This window comes from Sorangium sp. So ce426 (genome assembly GCF_051475585.1).
In the GTDB taxonomy this organism is placed as follows: domain Bacteria; phylum Myxococcota_A; class Polyangia; order Polyangiales; family Polyangiaceae; genus Sorangium; species Sorangium cellulosum_B.
Window position 1 is genome coordinate 6,883,035 of sequence record NZ_CP150341.1, and the last position, 14,305, is coordinate 6,897,339.

General features: G+C 70.1%; 18 protein-coding genes. 14 read left to right on the plus strand and 4 right to left on the minus strand.

The annotated features are described in order from the left end of the window. Positions 1-217: 217 nt before the first annotated feature. Positions 218-724 carry a hypothetical protein gene (locus WMF44_RS25535; RefSeq protein ID WP_437292642.1) on the minus strand — a complete coding sequence of 169 codons (507 nt, stop codon included), beginning with the start codon at positions 722-724 and terminating at the stop codon, positions 218-220. 316 nt (positions 725-1,040) lie between these two features. Between WMF44_RS25535 and WMF44_RS25540 the strand changes: the two genes are divergently transcribed. From WMF44_RS25540 to WMF44_RS25560, 5 genes are all read left to right on the plus strand, one after another. After that, positions 1,041-1,442 (plus strand): hypothetical protein, encoded by a 402-nt coding sequence (locus WMF44_RS25540; protein WP_437292643.1) that lies wholly within the window; start codon positions 1,041-1,043, stop codon positions 1,440-1,442. After that, positions 1,405-1,860 (plus strand): HNH endonuclease, encoded by a 456-nt coding sequence (locus tag WMF44_RS25545; protein ID WP_437292644.1) that lies wholly within the window; start codon positions 1,405-1,407, stop codon positions 1,858-1,860. The genes WMF44_RS25540 and WMF44_RS25545 overlap by 38 nt, the downstream gene beginning before the upstream one ends. Before the next feature lie 92 nt (positions 1,861-1,952). Continuing rightward, positions 1,953-2,762 (plus strand): hypothetical protein, encoded by an 810-nt coding sequence (locus WMF44_RS25550; RefSeq protein ID WP_437292645.1) that lies wholly within the window; start codon positions 1,953-1,955, stop codon positions 2,760-2,762. Positions 2,763-2,891: 129 nt separating this feature from the next. Beyond that, on the plus strand, positions 2,892-3,425 hold the full coding sequence (locus WMF44_RS25555) for a hypothetical protein (protein WP_437292646.1): 534 nt from the start codon (positions 2,892-2,894) through the stop codon (positions 3,423-3,425). Positions 3,426-3,812: 387 nt separating this feature from the next. Further along, positions 3,813-4,040, plus strand: coding sequence for an addiction module protein (locus WMF44_RS25560; protein ID WP_437301609.1), 228 nt, complete (start codon positions 3,813-3,815; stop codon positions 4,038-4,040). Here the strand turns inward: WMF44_RS25560 and WMF44_RS25565 are convergent. Next, positions 3,968-4,291: a hypothetical protein gene (locus WMF44_RS25565; protein ID WP_437301701.1), complete on the minus strand. Its 324-nt coding sequence runs from the start codon at positions 4,289-4,291 to the stop codon at positions 3,968-3,970. The genes WMF44_RS25560 and WMF44_RS25565 overlap by 73 nt on opposite strands. A gap of 137 nt (positions 4,292-4,428) precedes the next feature. Between WMF44_RS25565 and WMF44_RS25570 the strand changes: the two genes are divergently transcribed. The 8 genes from WMF44_RS25570 to WMF44_RS25605 all read left to right on the plus strand — a co-directional run bounded on the left by WMF44_RS25570 (position 4,429) and on the right by WMF44_RS25605 (position 11,526). After that, entirely contained in the window at positions 4,429-5,037 is a 609-nt protein-coding gene (locus WMF44_RS25570) for a YdeI/OmpD-associated family protein (protein WP_437292647.1), read from the plus strand. A 29-nt stretch (positions 5,038-5,066) separates the two neighbouring features. After that, positions 5,067-5,411, plus strand: coding sequence for a VOC family protein (locus tag WMF44_RS25575; protein WP_437292648.1), 345 nt, complete (start codon positions 5,067-5,069; stop codon positions 5,409-5,411). A 137-nt stretch (positions 5,412-5,548) separates the two neighbouring features. After that, positions 5,549-6,691, plus strand: a complete 1,143-nt coding sequence (locus WMF44_RS25580) for a penicillin-binding transpeptidase domain-containing protein (protein WP_437292649.1) — start codon at positions 5,549-5,551, stop codon at positions 6,689-6,691. A 187-nt stretch (positions 6,692-6,878) separates the two neighbouring features. Next, a complete protein-coding gene (locus WMF44_RS25585) occupies positions 6,879-8,555 on the plus strand; it encodes a hypothetical protein (protein WP_437292650.1) in 1,677 nt (558 codons plus the stop codon). A 134-nt stretch (positions 8,556-8,689) separates the two neighbouring features. Beyond that, a complete protein-coding gene (gene nth, locus WMF44_RS25590) occupies positions 8,690-9,322 on the plus strand; it encodes an endonuclease III (RefSeq protein ID WP_437292651.1) in 633 nt (210 codons plus the stop codon). Positions 9,323-9,329: 7 nt separating this feature from the next. Continuing rightward, on the plus strand, positions 9,330-10,013 hold the full coding sequence (gene ung, locus WMF44_RS25595) for a uracil-DNA glycosylase (RefSeq protein ID WP_437292652.1): 684 nt from the start codon (positions 9,330-9,332) through the stop codon (positions 10,011-10,013). 7 nt (positions 10,014-10,020) lie between these two features. Further along, complete coding sequence (locus WMF44_RS25600; protein WP_437292653.1) at positions 10,021-10,785, plus strand: YkgJ family cysteine cluster protein; 765 nt, start codon at positions 10,021-10,023, stop codon at positions 10,783-10,785. A 123-nt stretch (positions 10,786-10,908) separates the two neighbouring features. Further along, positions 10,909-11,526 (plus strand): glutathione S-transferase family protein, encoded by a 618-nt coding sequence (locus WMF44_RS25605; protein WP_437292654.1) that lies wholly within the window; start codon positions 10,909-10,911, stop codon positions 11,524-11,526. A gap of 198 nt (positions 11,527-11,724) precedes the next feature. On the opposite strand, the gene WMF44_RS25610 is transcribed toward WMF44_RS25605, so the two are convergent. Continuing rightward, positions 11,725-12,228 carry a DUF4351 domain-containing protein gene (locus tag WMF44_RS25610; RefSeq protein ID WP_437292655.1) on the minus strand — a complete coding sequence of 168 codons (504 nt, stop codon included), beginning with the start codon at positions 12,226-12,228 and terminating at the stop codon, positions 11,725-11,727. Between the two features lie 186 nt (positions 12,229-12,414). Next, positions 12,415-13,299 (minus strand): phosphotransferase family protein, encoded by an 885-nt coding sequence (locus WMF44_RS25615; protein ID WP_437292656.1) that lies wholly within the window; start codon positions 13,297-13,299, stop codon positions 12,415-12,417. 84 nt (positions 13,300-13,383) lie between these two features. Here WMF44_RS25615 and WMF44_RS25620 point away from each other — a divergent pair, with 84 nt between their 5' ends. Then, on the plus strand, positions 13,384-14,289 hold the full coding sequence (locus WMF44_RS25620; RefSeq protein ID WP_437292657.1) for a PP2C family protein-serine/threonine phosphatase: 906 nt from the start codon (positions 13,384-13,386) through the stop codon (positions 14,287-14,289). Positions 14,290-14,305: the final 16 nt, after the last annotated feature.

The following is a 14,305-nucleotide window of genomic DNA, read 5'->3' on the forward strand; positions in this document are numbered from 1 at the left end:
AGGAGGCGCTCGTGGAGCGAGCGCCGGGAAGGGAGCACGCCAACAGCTCTGCCAAAATGCTCCAGGCGCCGATGTGGAGGCTGTGGCCTGGAGGCCAGGACCTCCAGGCGCAGAGGCGTGCCTCTCCAGGAGGCCGCGCCGGCGGTGTTGACGGCGCGCGAGCGCAGCGTGGACGGAGGACGCGCGGTGCTGGAGCGCGCCGTGGCGGCGTCGGATGTCAGCCCGGCGGGAGCAGGGCGAGCAGCGCTCGGGCGGCGACCCTCTTGTCGAGGACAAGCACGCTCCGGATCAGCCTTGCGCTCCCGGTGAGCTTCTCGCCCAGCGCTTCGCCGGCGATCTCGAGCCGGCAGGCCAGGAGGCGCTGCGGGTAGCGGGAGAGGAGCGCGTCGCAGTCGCGATAGAAGCGGGTGCTGCCGTCGCTCGCGAGAAAGAGGATGCGCGACGCGCGGGCGTTCTGCGGGCTCTCCGGGGCTCGCCTGGCCGCGGCGTCCAGCCCCTTCTGCTCGCTGGCGAGCTTGTCGGCGATGAGCTCGAGGCCGTGGCAGGCGTGCTCGGCCGCGAGCGCGCCGCGGAGCTCCGCGGCCAGCGCGTCGGTCATCGGGAGCGTCGCCACCCGGTTTCGACCGCTCTCCCACAAGAGACCCGCGTGCTTGGTGAGGAGGTCGGACACCGCGTCATGGCGCGGATCGGCGACGAGATCTTTCGGCAGCTTGAGCACAGGCACCTCTGCGCGCACCCTACCAGACCCGGCGCTCGGCGACGACCGCCGCGGCGGCGGGCCTCCCGCACGCGGGCCCGTCAGACCGGGGCATCCCTTCCGTGGGCTCGCGCGCTCGGCATTCCGGAGCTTCCAGCGGGAACCCTAGCCACGCGTGGATCTCCCTCGCCATCACGGGCTCAGTGTTGGGCCGACGAGGATACCGATCATGGCACGGCAGAGGAGAACGGCCGGTTGCGCGTCACGCTGCGCCTTGCACCGCCGAGCTTGCTGGCCTCGACGGCCCATCGTAAACTAGGATATGGCCGTTCAAGCCGTTACCGTGAACCTGCCCGAGCCGCTGTACGAGCGCCTGGCTCGCCGCGCGCAGAAAACGCAACGAACCGTCGAGGCCGAGCTCGTCGACGCGGTGGCAACCTCCCTCCCTGACGAACCGGACGAGCTGGCGGTCGACATGGCGGAGGCCATCGCCGCGCTGCACCTGCTAGGTGACGAGGATCTCTGGCGGGCCGCCAGGCAGAGCCTCGCCCCGGAGAAGGCAGCAGACCTCGAGGATCTGCACATCAAGCGCCAGAGCGAGGGGCTCTCCGCGTCGGACATCGAGGCGCTCGCGACGCTCATGAAGGAGTACACGCGGATCATGCTGGTTCGCTCCCGATCTGCCGCGCTGCTCAAGCAGCGAGGCCATGACGTCTCGGGGCTTCACCAAGGACATGAGCCGTAGCTACATCGGGAGGGCGCTGCGTGAGCAGGTCGCCGGTGAGGCGCGCCATCGCTGCGGTTATTGCCTGACCTCGGCGCGTATCATCGGCACACCGATGGAGATCGACCACATTATCCCTGAGTCGCTGGGCGGGCCTACTGCCAGAGAAAACCTCTGGCTCGCATGCTCGATGTGCAACGATCACAAGGGCAATCGAATCGCTGCTCCCGACCCGCACACCGGGGAAGTCGTGCGTCTCTTCAACCCACGACAGCAGGTCTGGCTGGATCATTTCGGCTGGAATACGGAGGGATCTCTGATCATCGGCAAGACGCCGACTGGCCGAGCTACGATCGCTGCGGTGCGCCTGAACCGCGCCGAGCTCGTGGAAGCCCGGCGAGGCTGGGTCATCGCGGGTTGGCATCCGCCCGAGGATTGAGCCTTGAGGCCGCCCAACGAGCTGCTGCCGGCGGCGCTGCGCGCCGCCGGCAGACCGGAAAATCGTTGGATGGGCAAGCTTTACGTAACGGGATGTCTATGATTTTTTCGCCAGTTGAAGTGGTACTGATCTCCGCGCACGAGGATCGTTCGCTTCGCGACGAATTGCTGGCACACCTTGCAGCGTTGACGTACCAGGGGCTGATCTCAACGTGGCACGACGGACTGCTTGAACCGGGAGCCGAGCGCGACTCGACCATTCAGCAACGACTCAGCGCTGCCACGGTCATCGTACCTCTGATCAGCTCCGACTTTATCGCCTCCGAAGACTGTCTTTTGGATCACCGGGAAATGCTGGACCGGCATACCGGCATCCTGCTCGAAAGTGCTAGGAACATCGCGTCTGCCATGGCGCTCTTCAACGGGCAAACGCGCTCTCTTAATCGACGCCTCGCCACCATGAGCGGCGAAGAGCTTCGGCGGATGTCCAACAAGGAGCGACTGCGCATCACCAACAATTTTGTAAGCGCTATGACCGACATGAAGAACGCACTATTCGCCCAGCTGCCGAGCTTCTCGCAATCTATTCAGGAGGTTTTTGGATCCATGAGTGGGATCACGCACCTCCTTGGCAGCCTGCCTCCTTCTCGATCTCGTGAGACTCTTGAAGCGAACGCTGCAGTGGTCGAAGGCTATCGAGACCGATTGGGGGAAGCAGCCGAAGCGCTTGAGCAGTATCGAGACAGTTTTGGGCTACTGCCGAAACTGACCTACGAACTCGATGCGGTCCGCCAGGAGGCGGTCAACGTGCTTGCTCAACTGATCGGGAACCTCGCACGCGCACGCGACCTGGCAAATGGCGTCTTGTCCCGCACCCAGGCTCTTCTGCAGACGGCGACGTGACACCGGGCGAATCCCCACACAAGCCGCCCAACATGGCGCTGGTGACCGACGCGTGGGTGCCCTGTGCGCACCCACGCGCGGCAGAAGCTGTAGCTGTTGGGCGGATGCGCGTGTATACCAGAGCGAATCATGAGCCCGAAGAAGAAACGCCGGCAGATGCGTCTCGAAAACGAGCGACGCCAAGAGATCGAGCTCGCCGTCGCCACGCCGCGCGCTCCGCACGACATGACCTGGGGATTTCCCGGCGTGGGCTCCCTGCAGGCACAATTCGTTCGTCGTCCATCGTGGCGAGCAGGCGTATGTTACGAGATCCGTGGCGACGTCGGCAACCTGCACCTCTTCCGCTCTCTCTCGACCAGCGCGGGAGCCGATCTCGTGGTTGGTTACGATCAAGTCGCAGCCAAGCCCGCAGCGCTATGGCGATTGCTCCAGAAGCTGGAGGAACTGCAAGTTCCCGTCCGTCGGCCGCTCGAGCAGGTCGGAGTTCTCGACGGCGTGGTTCTTGAGGCCACCGTGTGCGGTGGCGTGCAGGCGATTGCCCGGTTCACGTGGCAACGCGGGGCCGCCCCGAATGGTTGGCAGCCGCTGGCAGAGTTCGTGGAGTTGTCGATCGAGGAGTTCGATGTGCTTGAGGTCGTCAACGAGGAAAGGCCTCATGCATAGAGCCGAGGGGAGGAACAACCGTCCAACAAGCCGCTGATGCGCGATGATCCGGGCAGCCTCGCTTCACTCGGCCGCCTGGCCCGCTGCGCGGCGGCCAGCCGTTAGACTGGAGAACTCAGCCAGAGAGAGGTCTCGTCGATCATGCTCCCGACCGCTCTCTCCGTCCCGTGCGCGGAGTGCAGGGTTGTCTCTGCTCTACCCGCGCGTGGGGGCCGAGCCCTCTCGGCCGGCACGGCCCCGGACTGGCGCGGGCATCGCATAAGATTCTGGAATCGTTGGACAATGCGGACAGAAATGGCCCGCGGACACCCTGGCGTGAGGCACGGCCCGCTGGGCGTGATCTCCCGTGGCGTTTGCGGTATATTTGCGGATATGTCCCTCCCGGCGATGCCCCCTCCAGGTTTCGACGATCTCTCCCCCGCAGAGAAGCTTGATTACGTCCAGGCCCTCTGGGACCGCGTCGCGCTCCATCCTGAGGCAGTTCCCGCCCTGGAGTGGCATCGCGAGATCATCGCGGAACGCCTGGCGGCGCACCGAGCTGGTCAGGGTTCAAGCCGCTCGTGGGAGGAGGCCCGCCGAGACCTGCTCTCGCGCCTGCGCGCCGCGCAGCGATGAGACGGCTTGAAATCCGCCAGGAAGCGGAGGTTGAAATCTTTGAGGATGCGCTTCGCTACGAGCGGGAGCGACGCGATCTCGGATTCCGATTCGAGTCTGAAGTGGATGCCACGATCCGCCGTACCATAGAGAATCCTCTCCAGTTTCCTGAGATCGAGCCCGGCATTCGTCGCGCACTGGTTCGAATCTTTCCTTACGGCGTCTTCTTCGTACTCGAAGAACCCTTGGTGCTCGTGATAGCGGTGCTTCATCTGCACCGCCATCCGGACGCGTGGAAAGATCGGCTGTAAGCACCGAGCTGCGTAGGAGAGCTCTGGTACGTGCAGTGCCCCCGGCGCGCCGGCTCCCTTGGATCCTTGATCGATAGGCTTCAACCAGGACCTTTTTCATGGCGCCGATCATTCCGAACCCAGACAAGATCAAGAGCTTCCCCACCGAGGCGGCCTTCGAAGCCTGGATGGCCGCGAATCACGCCCGCGAGACCGAGCTGTGGCTGAAGATTCACAAGAAGGACTCGGGCGTGCCGACGGTGACCTACGCGCAGGCGCTGGACGTGGCCCTGTGCTGGGGGTGGATCGACGGCATCCGGAAGACCTTCGACGAGGTCTCGTTTCTGCAGCGGTACACCCCTCGCAAGGCGAGGAGCGTCTGGAGCCAGATCAACAGGGAGCACGTCGCTCGGCTGACGGCAGCCGGCCGCATGACCCCGCACGGCCAGCGGCAGGTCGACGCCGCGAAGGCAGATGGCCGCTGGGAGGCCGCCTACGCCCCCATCCGCCGCGCGACCGGAGACACCCTCCCCGACGACCTTCGCGCGGCCATCGAGGCGAACCCACGGGCGCGCAAGACGTTCCAGACCCTCGGGCGCCAGAACCTCTTCGCGCTGGCGTTTCGCACAAACAACATGAAGACGCCCGCCGGGCGCGCGAAGAAGATCGCGGCGCTGGTGGAGATGCTGGCGCGAGGAGAAACGATCGTGCCGGAAGGGCGGCGCTGACCTCGGTCAGGGCGCGCGGATCCCTTCCAATGAGCGTGCAACGTGTTGCCTACGTGGTCCTCCGGTGCGCGGACCTCGAGCGCTCGCGGCGGTTCTACGAAGGCCTTGGCCTGCGATTGTCACCAGAGCAGCACGGCAACGGAGCGAAGCACTACGCGTGCAACGTGGGTGGGATGATCCTCGAGCTCTATCCGCTCTCGGACAGGCCGACGTCCGGCCTCCGCCTGGGGCTCGTCGTTTCCGACCTCGATCGGATCCTGGAGTCGCTCCGAGCGCTGGGCGCGGTGGTCGGCGCCATCGGCTCCGAGGGCAGCTCGCCCGTGACGGTCATCGATCCCGACGGCCATCGGATCGCCCTGGAACAAGAACGCTGAGCCGCTTCAGGGCAAAGCCGGGGAGCGCGCGCTGCTCCTCATGAACCCCTCCCCCCTCCTCCGTGGGCGACGAGGTACCCGTCGCGACCAGCGCGCGGAACTTGGCCCTCCCGCGCGCCGCCTGGCATCTCCGCGGGGTGCGATCGCGTCTCTTCCTCGCGCTCGCCGCCGCGATCGCCGTCGGGATCGCGCCGGCGACGGCATCTCCCGCGCCGCCGGGCGTCCGAAAGCTCCACGTCGAGGCCGGCGCGGTCCACGCCACGGTCGGCGCGTCGGGCAAGCAGGTGCGCCTCACGCTCGATCCCGAGCTCCAGCGCGCCGCCGAGCGCCTCCTCGCCCGCTCCGGCGCCCCCGAGGGCGCCATCGTCGCCTCCGACGTGCGCACCGGCCGCATCCTCGTGTGGGCGAGCCGCGGAGACCGGGACTACGTCGCCACCCCGCTCGCCCCGAGCGCGAGCCTCTTCAAGATCGTCACCGCGGCGGCGCTGCTCGAGGGCCGCAAGGTGAACGTCGCCACGCCCGTCTGCTACACGGGCGGCATGAGCGCGATCACCGCGGCCGATCTGGAGGGCCGCGGCGCCACGTGCACCGTCTTCGGCGAGGCGCTCGGCCGCAGCATCAACGGCGTCTTCGCCCGCCTCGCAGGCCGGCACCTCACGGCCGACGACCTGCGCAACAAGGCCCGCGACCTCGGCTTCGACGGCGAGGTCCCCATCGACATCCCCGTCGCGCCGAGCACCGCCAACATCCCCGCCGCCGGGCTCGGCCTCGCCCGCGCCGCCGCGGGCTTCTGGAGCGGGCGCCTCAGCCCGCTCGGCGCCCTGTTCGCGATGCAGACGATCGCCAACGACGGCGAGCGCGTCCGCCTCTCGCTGCTCGCGCCGCCGGGCGCGCAGGACCGCGAGGACGCGGGCGCCGTCACGCCGCGGAGCACCGACGGCCGCGGCCTGCGGGCCGACGTCGCGCGCACCCTCCGGTCGATGCTCGAGGTCACGACGCGGCGGGGCACCTGCGCCAAGGCGTTCCGCAAGCCCGACGGCACCCGCGCCCTCGGCACCATGCCCGTCGCCGCCAAGACCGGCACGCTCGTCGGCGGCAAGCCGTCGCGGATGTTCTCGTGGTTCGCCTCGTTCGCGCCGTCGGATCGACCCGAGATCGCGGTCTCCGTGATGCTGGCCAACGACATCGCGTGGCGCACCAAGGCGAACCTCGTGGGGCGCGAGCTGCTCGAGATCTACTTCGGCCGCAGGCGCGCGGGGCCCGTCGCGCGGCGTCGCTGACGGCCGTCGCCCATCCCCTACCCCACGATGGGCGCAACAAACCTTCCTGGAAATTCTGGGGGAAGCCCCCCCAGTATCCCTATCGTCCTGGCGAGATGTGCCCCACGCCCAAGGGCCCCTTCGTGCATCAAGGCTACTACGTCGGAGTGACGCCATCCGGATCGGTCAGCGGCGTCCCGTTCAAGCCATGAGCCCTCGTCTCGCGGGCGTACCATCCCCCTTTGGCGGGCTGCCCCGGCAGGCAGATATCGACGCGCTGCTCTCGCGGGCCAGCTTCGGGCGCGTGCTGGCGCGACCGCCGGCGCCAGGGCGCAGCGTCACGCCGACGCTCTCGTGGGTCGACCGCAGCGCGCTCGCCGAGCTCCGGCCGCTGCTCCAGATCGGCGACGGGGCGCCACCGGCCGAGAGTGCATGGCATGAGGCGCCGGTGCTCGAGCTGATCGGCCAGGGCGAGCGCGTCGCAACGCTGACGCTGCATCACGGGCTCGCGGTCGGCTATCCCGGCTGGAACGCAGCCGCCCCGCTCGCGCGCCCGGAGAAACTCGCGCGCTGGCTGGCCGAGCGGGGGTGTCTCGCGCCGCCGGGTGGGACGCCGGGCGCCGGGCCCGAGAGCGCGGCGGAAGGGCCCCGCTGGCCGGAGGGCGCTCCGCCAGATCTCGCGCCGCTCCGCGGGGCGCTCGCAGCCCCGGAAGCGGGCCGCCTCGGGGGAGCCGTCGAGGCGTTGTCGGTGCTGGGGAAAGCGCGTCCGGCGCCTCTGGATCAGGCCACGGAACTGCTGGAATGGCTCGGTCATGACGCGGGCGCCTGGACGGCCGCCCCGCACAGCGATCCCGTGCCGCTCGCGCTGCTCCGCGTGCTCGGGGATGCCGTGGTGGACGACGCCATCCGCGCCGGGCTGAGCTCGGCCGCAGCGCGGCGCGGAGCGGCTCGCTTCGTCGCGGAGACAATCGCGACCCGCGCGGATCAGAAGCGGCGACGCGAGCGGCTCGCAGGAACCCTGGTGGCCCTGCGGGAGGCCGCGCGGACCTCGGGGGTCGAGGGGAGCAGCCGCGCTCTCGAGGCAGCGCTCGCTCCCGCTCCGCTGGCCGCTCCCGAGGGCACACGGCTCCTCGCGGCGGCGCAGCACGGTCGCCTCTCTCGGATTTGCCGAGACGGCGATCACGTCGATGCGCTGGACGGGCTCTCCATCACCCGGTTCAGCGCCGGCGCGCCCGAGGGGCAAATCCTGTTCGAGCTCCCGGGCGTGCACACCCCCCTCTTCGCGCGCAACGGGCGGGCATTCTTCCTGCTAAACGGCCGCGTCTGCGAGGTATCGACGCCAGGGGGACCGGTCGTCGCAACCGAGCCCAGCCTCTGGTCCCGCATCGTGCGCTCGCCGCTTTCCTACGGCGTCGCGCGCGCGCGCTGGGAGCGCGCGCGGCGACGCTGCGCAGAGCGGGCGGAAGCGCAGGAGCCAATGCCCGTCTTCCTCGAGATTGACGAAGAGGAGGAGGAAGCGTACGCGAAGCTCGGCGCGACCGGGGCGCCACTGCCGCGCGCGGTAGCGACACGCGCGCTCGCGTGGTTCGCGCCGGGGCTCAACCTCGTCGCCTGGGAGGGTGCGCGCTCCGGGTCCGCCAAGCTCGAAGGTCGACCCATCCACCTCGCAGCCGGCGATGACGGGCTCTACGTGCTCGTCGAGCACGCGCCGGGAGAGCACGCCGTCCTCCGGATCGACGGCGGGGCGATCACGACGTCGGCGCGCTTCCAGGTGGAGCCGCGCGCCATCGTACACTGGAGGCCGGCAGGAGAGAGCGTGCACCTGCTCCTGGAAGCACCGCTCGGCGACGTGCTCGTCGACGTGGCGCTCGGCAAGAAGGCGTGAGCGGCGCTGGCCGCTCGGGAAGGCGAGCGCCGACGCCCCGCGCTCGCCGCGCACAGCCTCGTCGCCCGGCGTCGCTGAGGGGCCGAGCCCCGCTGACGGGCGGCCCGGGGCTGGGGTACGCTGCGACGACCCCCATGAACGCCCGAGACCGCATCCCCCTCCTCCTCGAGCAGCTGCGCAAGGAGCACCCCGACGCGCGTTACGAGCTCGACTGGAAGACGCCGCTCGATCTGCTCGTCGCGACCATCCTGGCCGCGCAGTGCACGGACGAGCGCGTCAACCGGGTGACCGCCACGCTCTTCCCGAAGTACCCGACGGCGCAGGCGTACGCCGACGCGCCCACGGCGGAGCTCGAGGAAGAGCTCAAGCCGACCGGCTTCTACCGCCAGAAGACGAAGACGGTGCAGGCCACGTGCAGGGAGCTCGTCGCGCGCTTCGGCGGCGAGGTGCCCGCGACCATGGCCGAGCTCACCACGCTGCCGGGCGTGGCCAGGAAGACAGCGAACGTCGTGCTCAACACGGCGTTCGACATCCCCTCGGGGATCATCGTCGACACCCACGTCGCCCGCCTCAGCGGGCGCATCGGCCTCTCGAAGCGCGAGAAGCCCGAGCAGATCGAGGAAGACCTGATGAAGATCGTGCCGAAGGACCAATGGACGTTCTTCGGCCCTGCGCTGGTGCTGCACGGCCGCTACACCTGCGTCGCCAGGAAGCCGAAGTGCGGGGAGTGCCGGATGAGCGAGTTCTGTCCGAAGGAAGGGGTCTGAGCGAGAGATGAAGATCGATCTACCTGCCTCGTGGGAGCGCGTGCTCGCCGGAGAGCTCGAGCAGCCGTACTTCAAGAAGCTGGCGCGCTTCGTCGAGGACGAGCGGAAGGCGCACCAGGTGTTTCCGGCAGAGGAGGACGTCTTCGCCGCGTTCAAGCTCACGCCGTACGAGAGCGTCCGCGTGCTGCTCCTCGGCCAGGACCCGTACCACGACGACGGGCAGGCCCACGGGCTGTGCTTCTCCGTGCGCCCGGGCGTGACGCCGCCGCCGTCGCTGGCCAACATGTACAAGGAGGCGGTCTCGGATCTGCCGGGCTTCACGATCCCGCGCCACGGCTGCCTCACGACGTGGGCCACCCAGGGCGTGCTGCTGCTGAACACCGTGCTCACCGTCCGGGCGCACACGCCGAACTCCCACAAGAACCAGGGCTGGGAGTCGTTCACCGACGCCGTCATCAAGAAGGTCAACGACAGGCCCGACGGGGTGGTGTTCGTGCTCTGGGGCGGCCACGCGCAGAAGAAGGCGAAGCTCATCGACGCGAAGCGCCACACGGTCATCAAGGCGGCGCACCCCTCGCCGCTGTCGGCGAGGAGCGGCTTCTTCGGCAGCAAGCCGTTCTCGACCATCAACAGCGCCCTCCGCGCCCGCGGCGCCGACGAGATCGACTGGCGGCTCCCGGAGACCGCGTAGCGCCGCGATGACGCGGCGGAAGCGCTCCCTGCCGCTCGCCCCCGCGACGCGGTACACCCCCGCCGTCCTCGAGGGGATCGCCGACGGGGAGCGCGCCGCGCTCGCGCTGTCGCTCGCCGCGCGCACCGAGGCCGGCGCTGTGTCGGCCGCGGCCTCGGCGCTCGCGCGGGCGGAGGCGCTGCAGGGGGCGTCGGTCGCCGCCGAGCCGCCCGCTCGGCCCATCGCCTGCAGGGCCGGCTGCGCGACCTGCTGCGTCAGCAAGGTGCTCGTGCTGGCGCCGGAGGTGCTCCGCATCGCGGCCCACCTGCGCGCCACGCGGAGCCAGGCGGAGCTCGCCGCGCTGGAGGAGCGCGTCCGCGCCGCCGACACGGCGACGCGCGGGCTCTCCCGCCTGGAACGCGCCGAGGCCGGCGTCCCCTGCCCGCTGCTCGACGGGCGCGGCGCCTGCTCGATCCACGCTGTCCGCCCGATCGTGTGCGCGGGCTGGAGCTCCCTCGACGCCGCCGCGTGCGAGCGCCACTTCGCCGCGCCCGCGTCCGTGCCCACGGCGCCGATGCACCGCCCGGGCTACGAGGTCGCCAACGCCGTCCTCGCCGGCCTGGGCTGGGCCGCGAAGGAGCAGGGCCTCGACGCCGCGCCGCTGGAGCTGATCGCGGCCCTGCGCATCGCGCTCGAGCGCCCGAACGCCGGCGAGCGGTGGCTCGCGCGCCTCCCGGTCTTCGCCGCGGCCCGCGACGCCGAGTGGCAGGAGGATCGGCGGCGCGAGGGCTGACCGCGCGCCGTGATCGGCCGCGCCATCTGGGCGATCGCGGTCGGAGAAATCCGTTTAGGCTAGCGCGCCGCGGAGGCCGCCGCCGGTCGGCGCCTCGCGACGAAACACAGGACAGGAGACACGATGAAGATCTACGGACATCCCATGAGCACGTGTACGCGCAAGGTCCTGACGGTGCTCGCCGAGAAGGGCCAGGAGGCGCAGTTCGTGCTCGTCGACCTGATGAAGGGCGCGCACAAGCAGCCCGATTACCTCGCGCGCCACCCCTTCGGCGTGATCCCGGTGCTCGAGGACGAGGACTTCACGCTCTACGAGTCGAGGGCGATCATGCGTTACCTCGATCACAAGCTTCCGGGAGCTCCGCTGACGCCGACCGAGCTCAGGGCCAGGGCGCTCATGGATCAGTGGCTCAGCGTGGAGCAATCGTACTTCGCCACCCCGGCGGTCAAGATCTGCTTCCAGCGGGTCTTCCTGCCGATGCAGGGCAAGCCAGGCGACGAGGCGATCGTCGATGCGTCCAAGGCCGAGGTCTCGAAGGCGCTCGACGCGGTCGAGAAGGCGCTGGCCGGCCACGAGTACCTCGCGGGCTCGAGCTACTCGCTGGCCGACATCTCGTGGATGCCGTACCTCCAGTGTCTCGTTGTGTCGAAGCTCGGGGATCTCATCACCGATCGGCCGAACGTCGGGGCGTGGTGGAAGCGGATCAGCGAGCGTCCCGCCTGGGTGAAGGCGTCGTCCTGACGCCTGCCGGCCCGCCCTGAGCGGGCGTCTTCTGCGCAGAGAGCGACGGGGTGGTCGGCGACGCCGGGGACGCCGGGGACGCCGGGGACGCCGGGGACGCCGGGGACGCCGGGGACGCCGGGGACGCCGGTGCATCACTGCCGCCCCTGCGCGGCCGCGCTGTCGGGCGTCCACGCGCGGCGGGCCCTCCTCAACGCTTCAGCTCGGGGCGCGGAGCACCTCGTCGAGCGTCCGCGCGCCGAGCACCCGCTCGCCCCACCGCTCGAGCTCGGCCAGGTCGGCTGCATCGATGCGAGCGACGACGGCGGCGGGCAGCTCGCCGAAACGGGCCCGGAGCTGCCGCAGCAGGAGGTTGCGCCCCCCTTCCTTCAGCCCCTCGTCGCGCCCTTCCTTCAGCCCCTCGTCGCGCCCTTCCTTCAGCCCCTCGTCGCGCCCTTCCTTCAGCCCCTCGTCGCGCCCTTCCTTCAGCCCCTCGTCGCGCCCTTCGTTGCGCAGCTTTTGCTGGTAATCCTCGAACCACGCCCGGATCTCTGCGCTCACGTCGTCCTCCTCGCTCGTCGCCTGCTCATCGAGTCCGAGCTGGAAATGTACCAGGCGAGGCGTGGCGACGCTCCTCTCCCAGGAATCCTCCGGCATCGCCGCCAGATCGGCGAGCGCCTCGCGCAGAATGTTCTTCGCGAACTGGTCAGCGCCGTTGTGCATCGGCGTCGCACCCTAACCGCATCACGGTGAATGGACCACAAGATAGAGCGGAAGATCCGCGACAAGCATCCTTACGCGAGGAGCTCCGCGCTCATCACGAAAAACAACTATTCAAGCTGCGGCGCCCGTCAATGAGGATGAACGAGCCATCCGGATTGGACGCCTTCAAGCCACCTCAGCCTTCGTTTACCCCGTGGTCTGAAGGATGCGGCCACGGACATCGGCCGCCCGGCGCGAGCCAGGCTCCGCCCCGTCGAGGAGCCCCACCAGGTTGAACAGGTCGAACGCCGCGGCCCAGCGCTCGAACCCCTCGGGAAGCGGCGCGCTCTCGCGGTAAGCGCCCGCGAACGCCGCGATGAACTCGGGCCCCGGGCTCCAGCGCAGGAGCTGGCCGACGTCCATCAGGCTCGGTCCCGCGTACGCGAACTCCCAGTCGAGCACGAGGAGCTCGCCCGACGACAGCCAGTGCAGGTTCGACGCCTTGAAATCCCCGTGGAGGAGCACGGGCGCCGACGCCAGCGCGCGCAGCGCCGCCGTGTTCGCGTCGAGGAACGCGCGCACGCGCTCGCTCAGCTCGCCGCGCAGGGCCGGAGCCAGCCTGTCGAGGACCGCGTCCACATGACCCCGCAGCGCGCCGATGCAGTCGGCGAACGGGCCGGACACGGCGAGCTCCGGCCCCAGGAAACCCGCGCTGTCGTAGCCGACGCCGTGGATCTCCGCGAGCGCGCGCCCGACCGCAGCGCCGCACGTCGCGGTGTCCTGGAGCGGAACGTGCGGGACGTGCCCGAGGACGAGGAAATCGTCACCCGCCGACAGGACCGCCGGGACGCGGAACGACCTCCAGCCCCGCGCGAGCAGGCTGGCCTCCTTCGGCGCCGCGCTGGCGTCTCGGCGGTACACCCGCAGCACGCGCTCGGCGCCGAGGCGCACGTTCGCGTTGGCGTGCCCGCCGGAAAGCACCTCCGCTTCGCCCGTAAACGGCGGGATCCGCCGCTCGATCTCGGCGCGCGCGAGGGTATGGACGTGCGCGGCGCGCTCCCACGCGCGCTCGGGGTTGGGGAGCAGCCTCATGCGGTCTCTCTTCATTTGAGGCACGAGGCGCGCCGCGCGTCGAGCGCCCTCCCTCGGACGGCGCCCCCGCGGTACGATGCGCGCATGCCCGTGTACCGCACGTCCGCCGCCGAACACGCCGCGGCGGTCTCCGTGGCGGCCCGGACCGACGTGGGCCTCAGCCGCGAGCACAACGAGGATACCTTCCTGATCAGCGATCTCGCGCGCGGGCTCGCCCATGGGCCCGCGGCCGCCCAGGCGTCCGTCGAGCCGCCGCTCGCCCTGTCGCTCGGCGTCTACGACGGCTCCGGCGGCGCGTCGTCCCCCGACGCGGCGAGCCGGCTCGCCGCGCGCATCGTCCAGGCCATCCTCACCCGCTCCGCGCCCCGATCGAGCGACGCCCTCGAGCGGAGCCTCCTCGAGGCGATCGGCGAGGCCGGGCGCGCCGTCCGCGACAACGCCCGCCGGAGCTCACAGCACCGGAACAGCGGCACCACGGCGACCGTGGCCGCGCTCTGCGATGAGCGCCTCCTGCTCGCGCAGGTCGGCGACAGCCGCGCCTACCTCCTCCGCAGCGGCGTCCTCACCCAGCTCACCCGCGACCAGACCCTCCTCCAGTCGCTGCTCGACAGCGGCAAGCTGCGGCCCGAAGAGGCCGCCACCTTCGAGCACAGGGGCGTGATGCTCCAGGCGCTCGGGCTCCGCGAACACCTCAGGATCGCGCTCTCCGCCGTCGAGCTCCGCCGCGAGGACACCCTGCTGCTCTGCACCGACGGGCTGAGCGACCTCGTCGACGATCAACACATTGCCGCCACGCTCGACGCCCACCCCGACCCCGCGGCGGCCGCCAGCGCCCTGATCGACGCCGCGCTCGCCGCCGGAGGCCGCGACAACGTGACCGCGCTGGTCACGCGGTTCGACGGCCCCTGGCTCGCCCCGCCGGCCAGCGACCGCGCCACGGAGATCGTCGAGATCGCCAGGTTCTCCGAAGGGCCGACGCGCCGCTCCTGACGGCGCGCCGGCCCCG

Excerpts from the sequence above, each read along its gene's own strand:
- WMF44_RS25545 (WP_437292644.1), top strand. The coding sequence starts at position 1,405 with ATGACGTCTCGGGGCTTCACCAAGGACATGAGCCGTAGCTACATCGGG.
- WMF44_RS25550 (WP_437292645.1), top strand. The coding sequence starts at position 1,953 with ATGTCTATGATTTTTTCGCCAGTTGAAGTGGTACTGATCTCCGCGCAC.
- WMF44_RS25555 (WP_437292646.1), top strand. The coding sequence starts at position 2,892 with ATGAGCCCGAAGAAGAAACGCCGGCAGATGCGTCTCGAAAACGAGCGA.
- WMF44_RS25560 (WP_437301609.1), top strand. The coding sequence starts at position 3,813 with ATGCCCCCTCCAGGTTTCGACGATCTCTCCCCCGCAGAGAAGCTTGAT.
- WMF44_RS25565 (WP_437301701.1), bottom strand. The coding sequence starts at position 4,291 with ATGAAGCACCGCTATCACGAGCACCAAGGGTTCTTCGAGTACGAAGAA.
- WMF44_RS25570 (WP_437292647.1), top strand. The coding sequence starts at position 4,429 with ATGGCGCCGATCATTCCGAACCCAGACAAGATCAAGAGCTTCCCCACC.
- WMF44_RS25575 (WP_437292648.1), top strand. The coding sequence starts at position 5,067 with ATGAGCGTGCAACGTGTTGCCTACGTGGTCCTCCGGTGCGCGGACCTC.
- WMF44_RS25585 (WP_437292650.1), top strand. The coding sequence starts at position 6,879 with ATGAGCCCTCGTCTCGCGGGCGTACCATCCCCCTTTGGCGGGCTGCCC.
- nth (WP_437292651.1), top strand. The coding sequence starts at position 8,690 with ATGAACGCCCGAGACCGCATCCCCCTCCTCCTCGAGCAGCTGCGCAAG.
- ung (WP_437292652.1), top strand. The coding sequence starts at position 9,330 with ATGAAGATCGATCTACCTGCCTCGTGGGAGCGCGTGCTCGCCGGAGAG.
- WMF44_RS25600 (WP_437292653.1), top strand. The coding sequence starts at position 10,021 with ATGACGCGGCGGAAGCGCTCCCTGCCGCTCGCCCCCGCGACGCGGTAC.
- WMF44_RS25605 (WP_437292654.1), top strand. The coding sequence starts at position 10,909 with ATGAAGATCTACGGACATCCCATGAGCACGTGTACGCGCAAGGTCCTG.
- WMF44_RS25610 (WP_437292655.1), bottom strand. The coding sequence starts at position 12,228 with ATGCACAACGGCGCTGACCAGTTCGCGAAGAACATTCTGCGCGAGGCG.
- WMF44_RS25615 (WP_437292656.1), bottom strand. The coding sequence starts at position 13,299 with ATGAGGCTGCTCCCCAACCCCGAGCGCGCGTGGGAGCGCGCCGCGCAC.
- WMF44_RS25620 (WP_437292657.1), top strand. The coding sequence starts at position 13,384 with ATGCCCGTGTACCGCACGTCCGCCGCCGAACACGCCGCGGCGGTCTCC.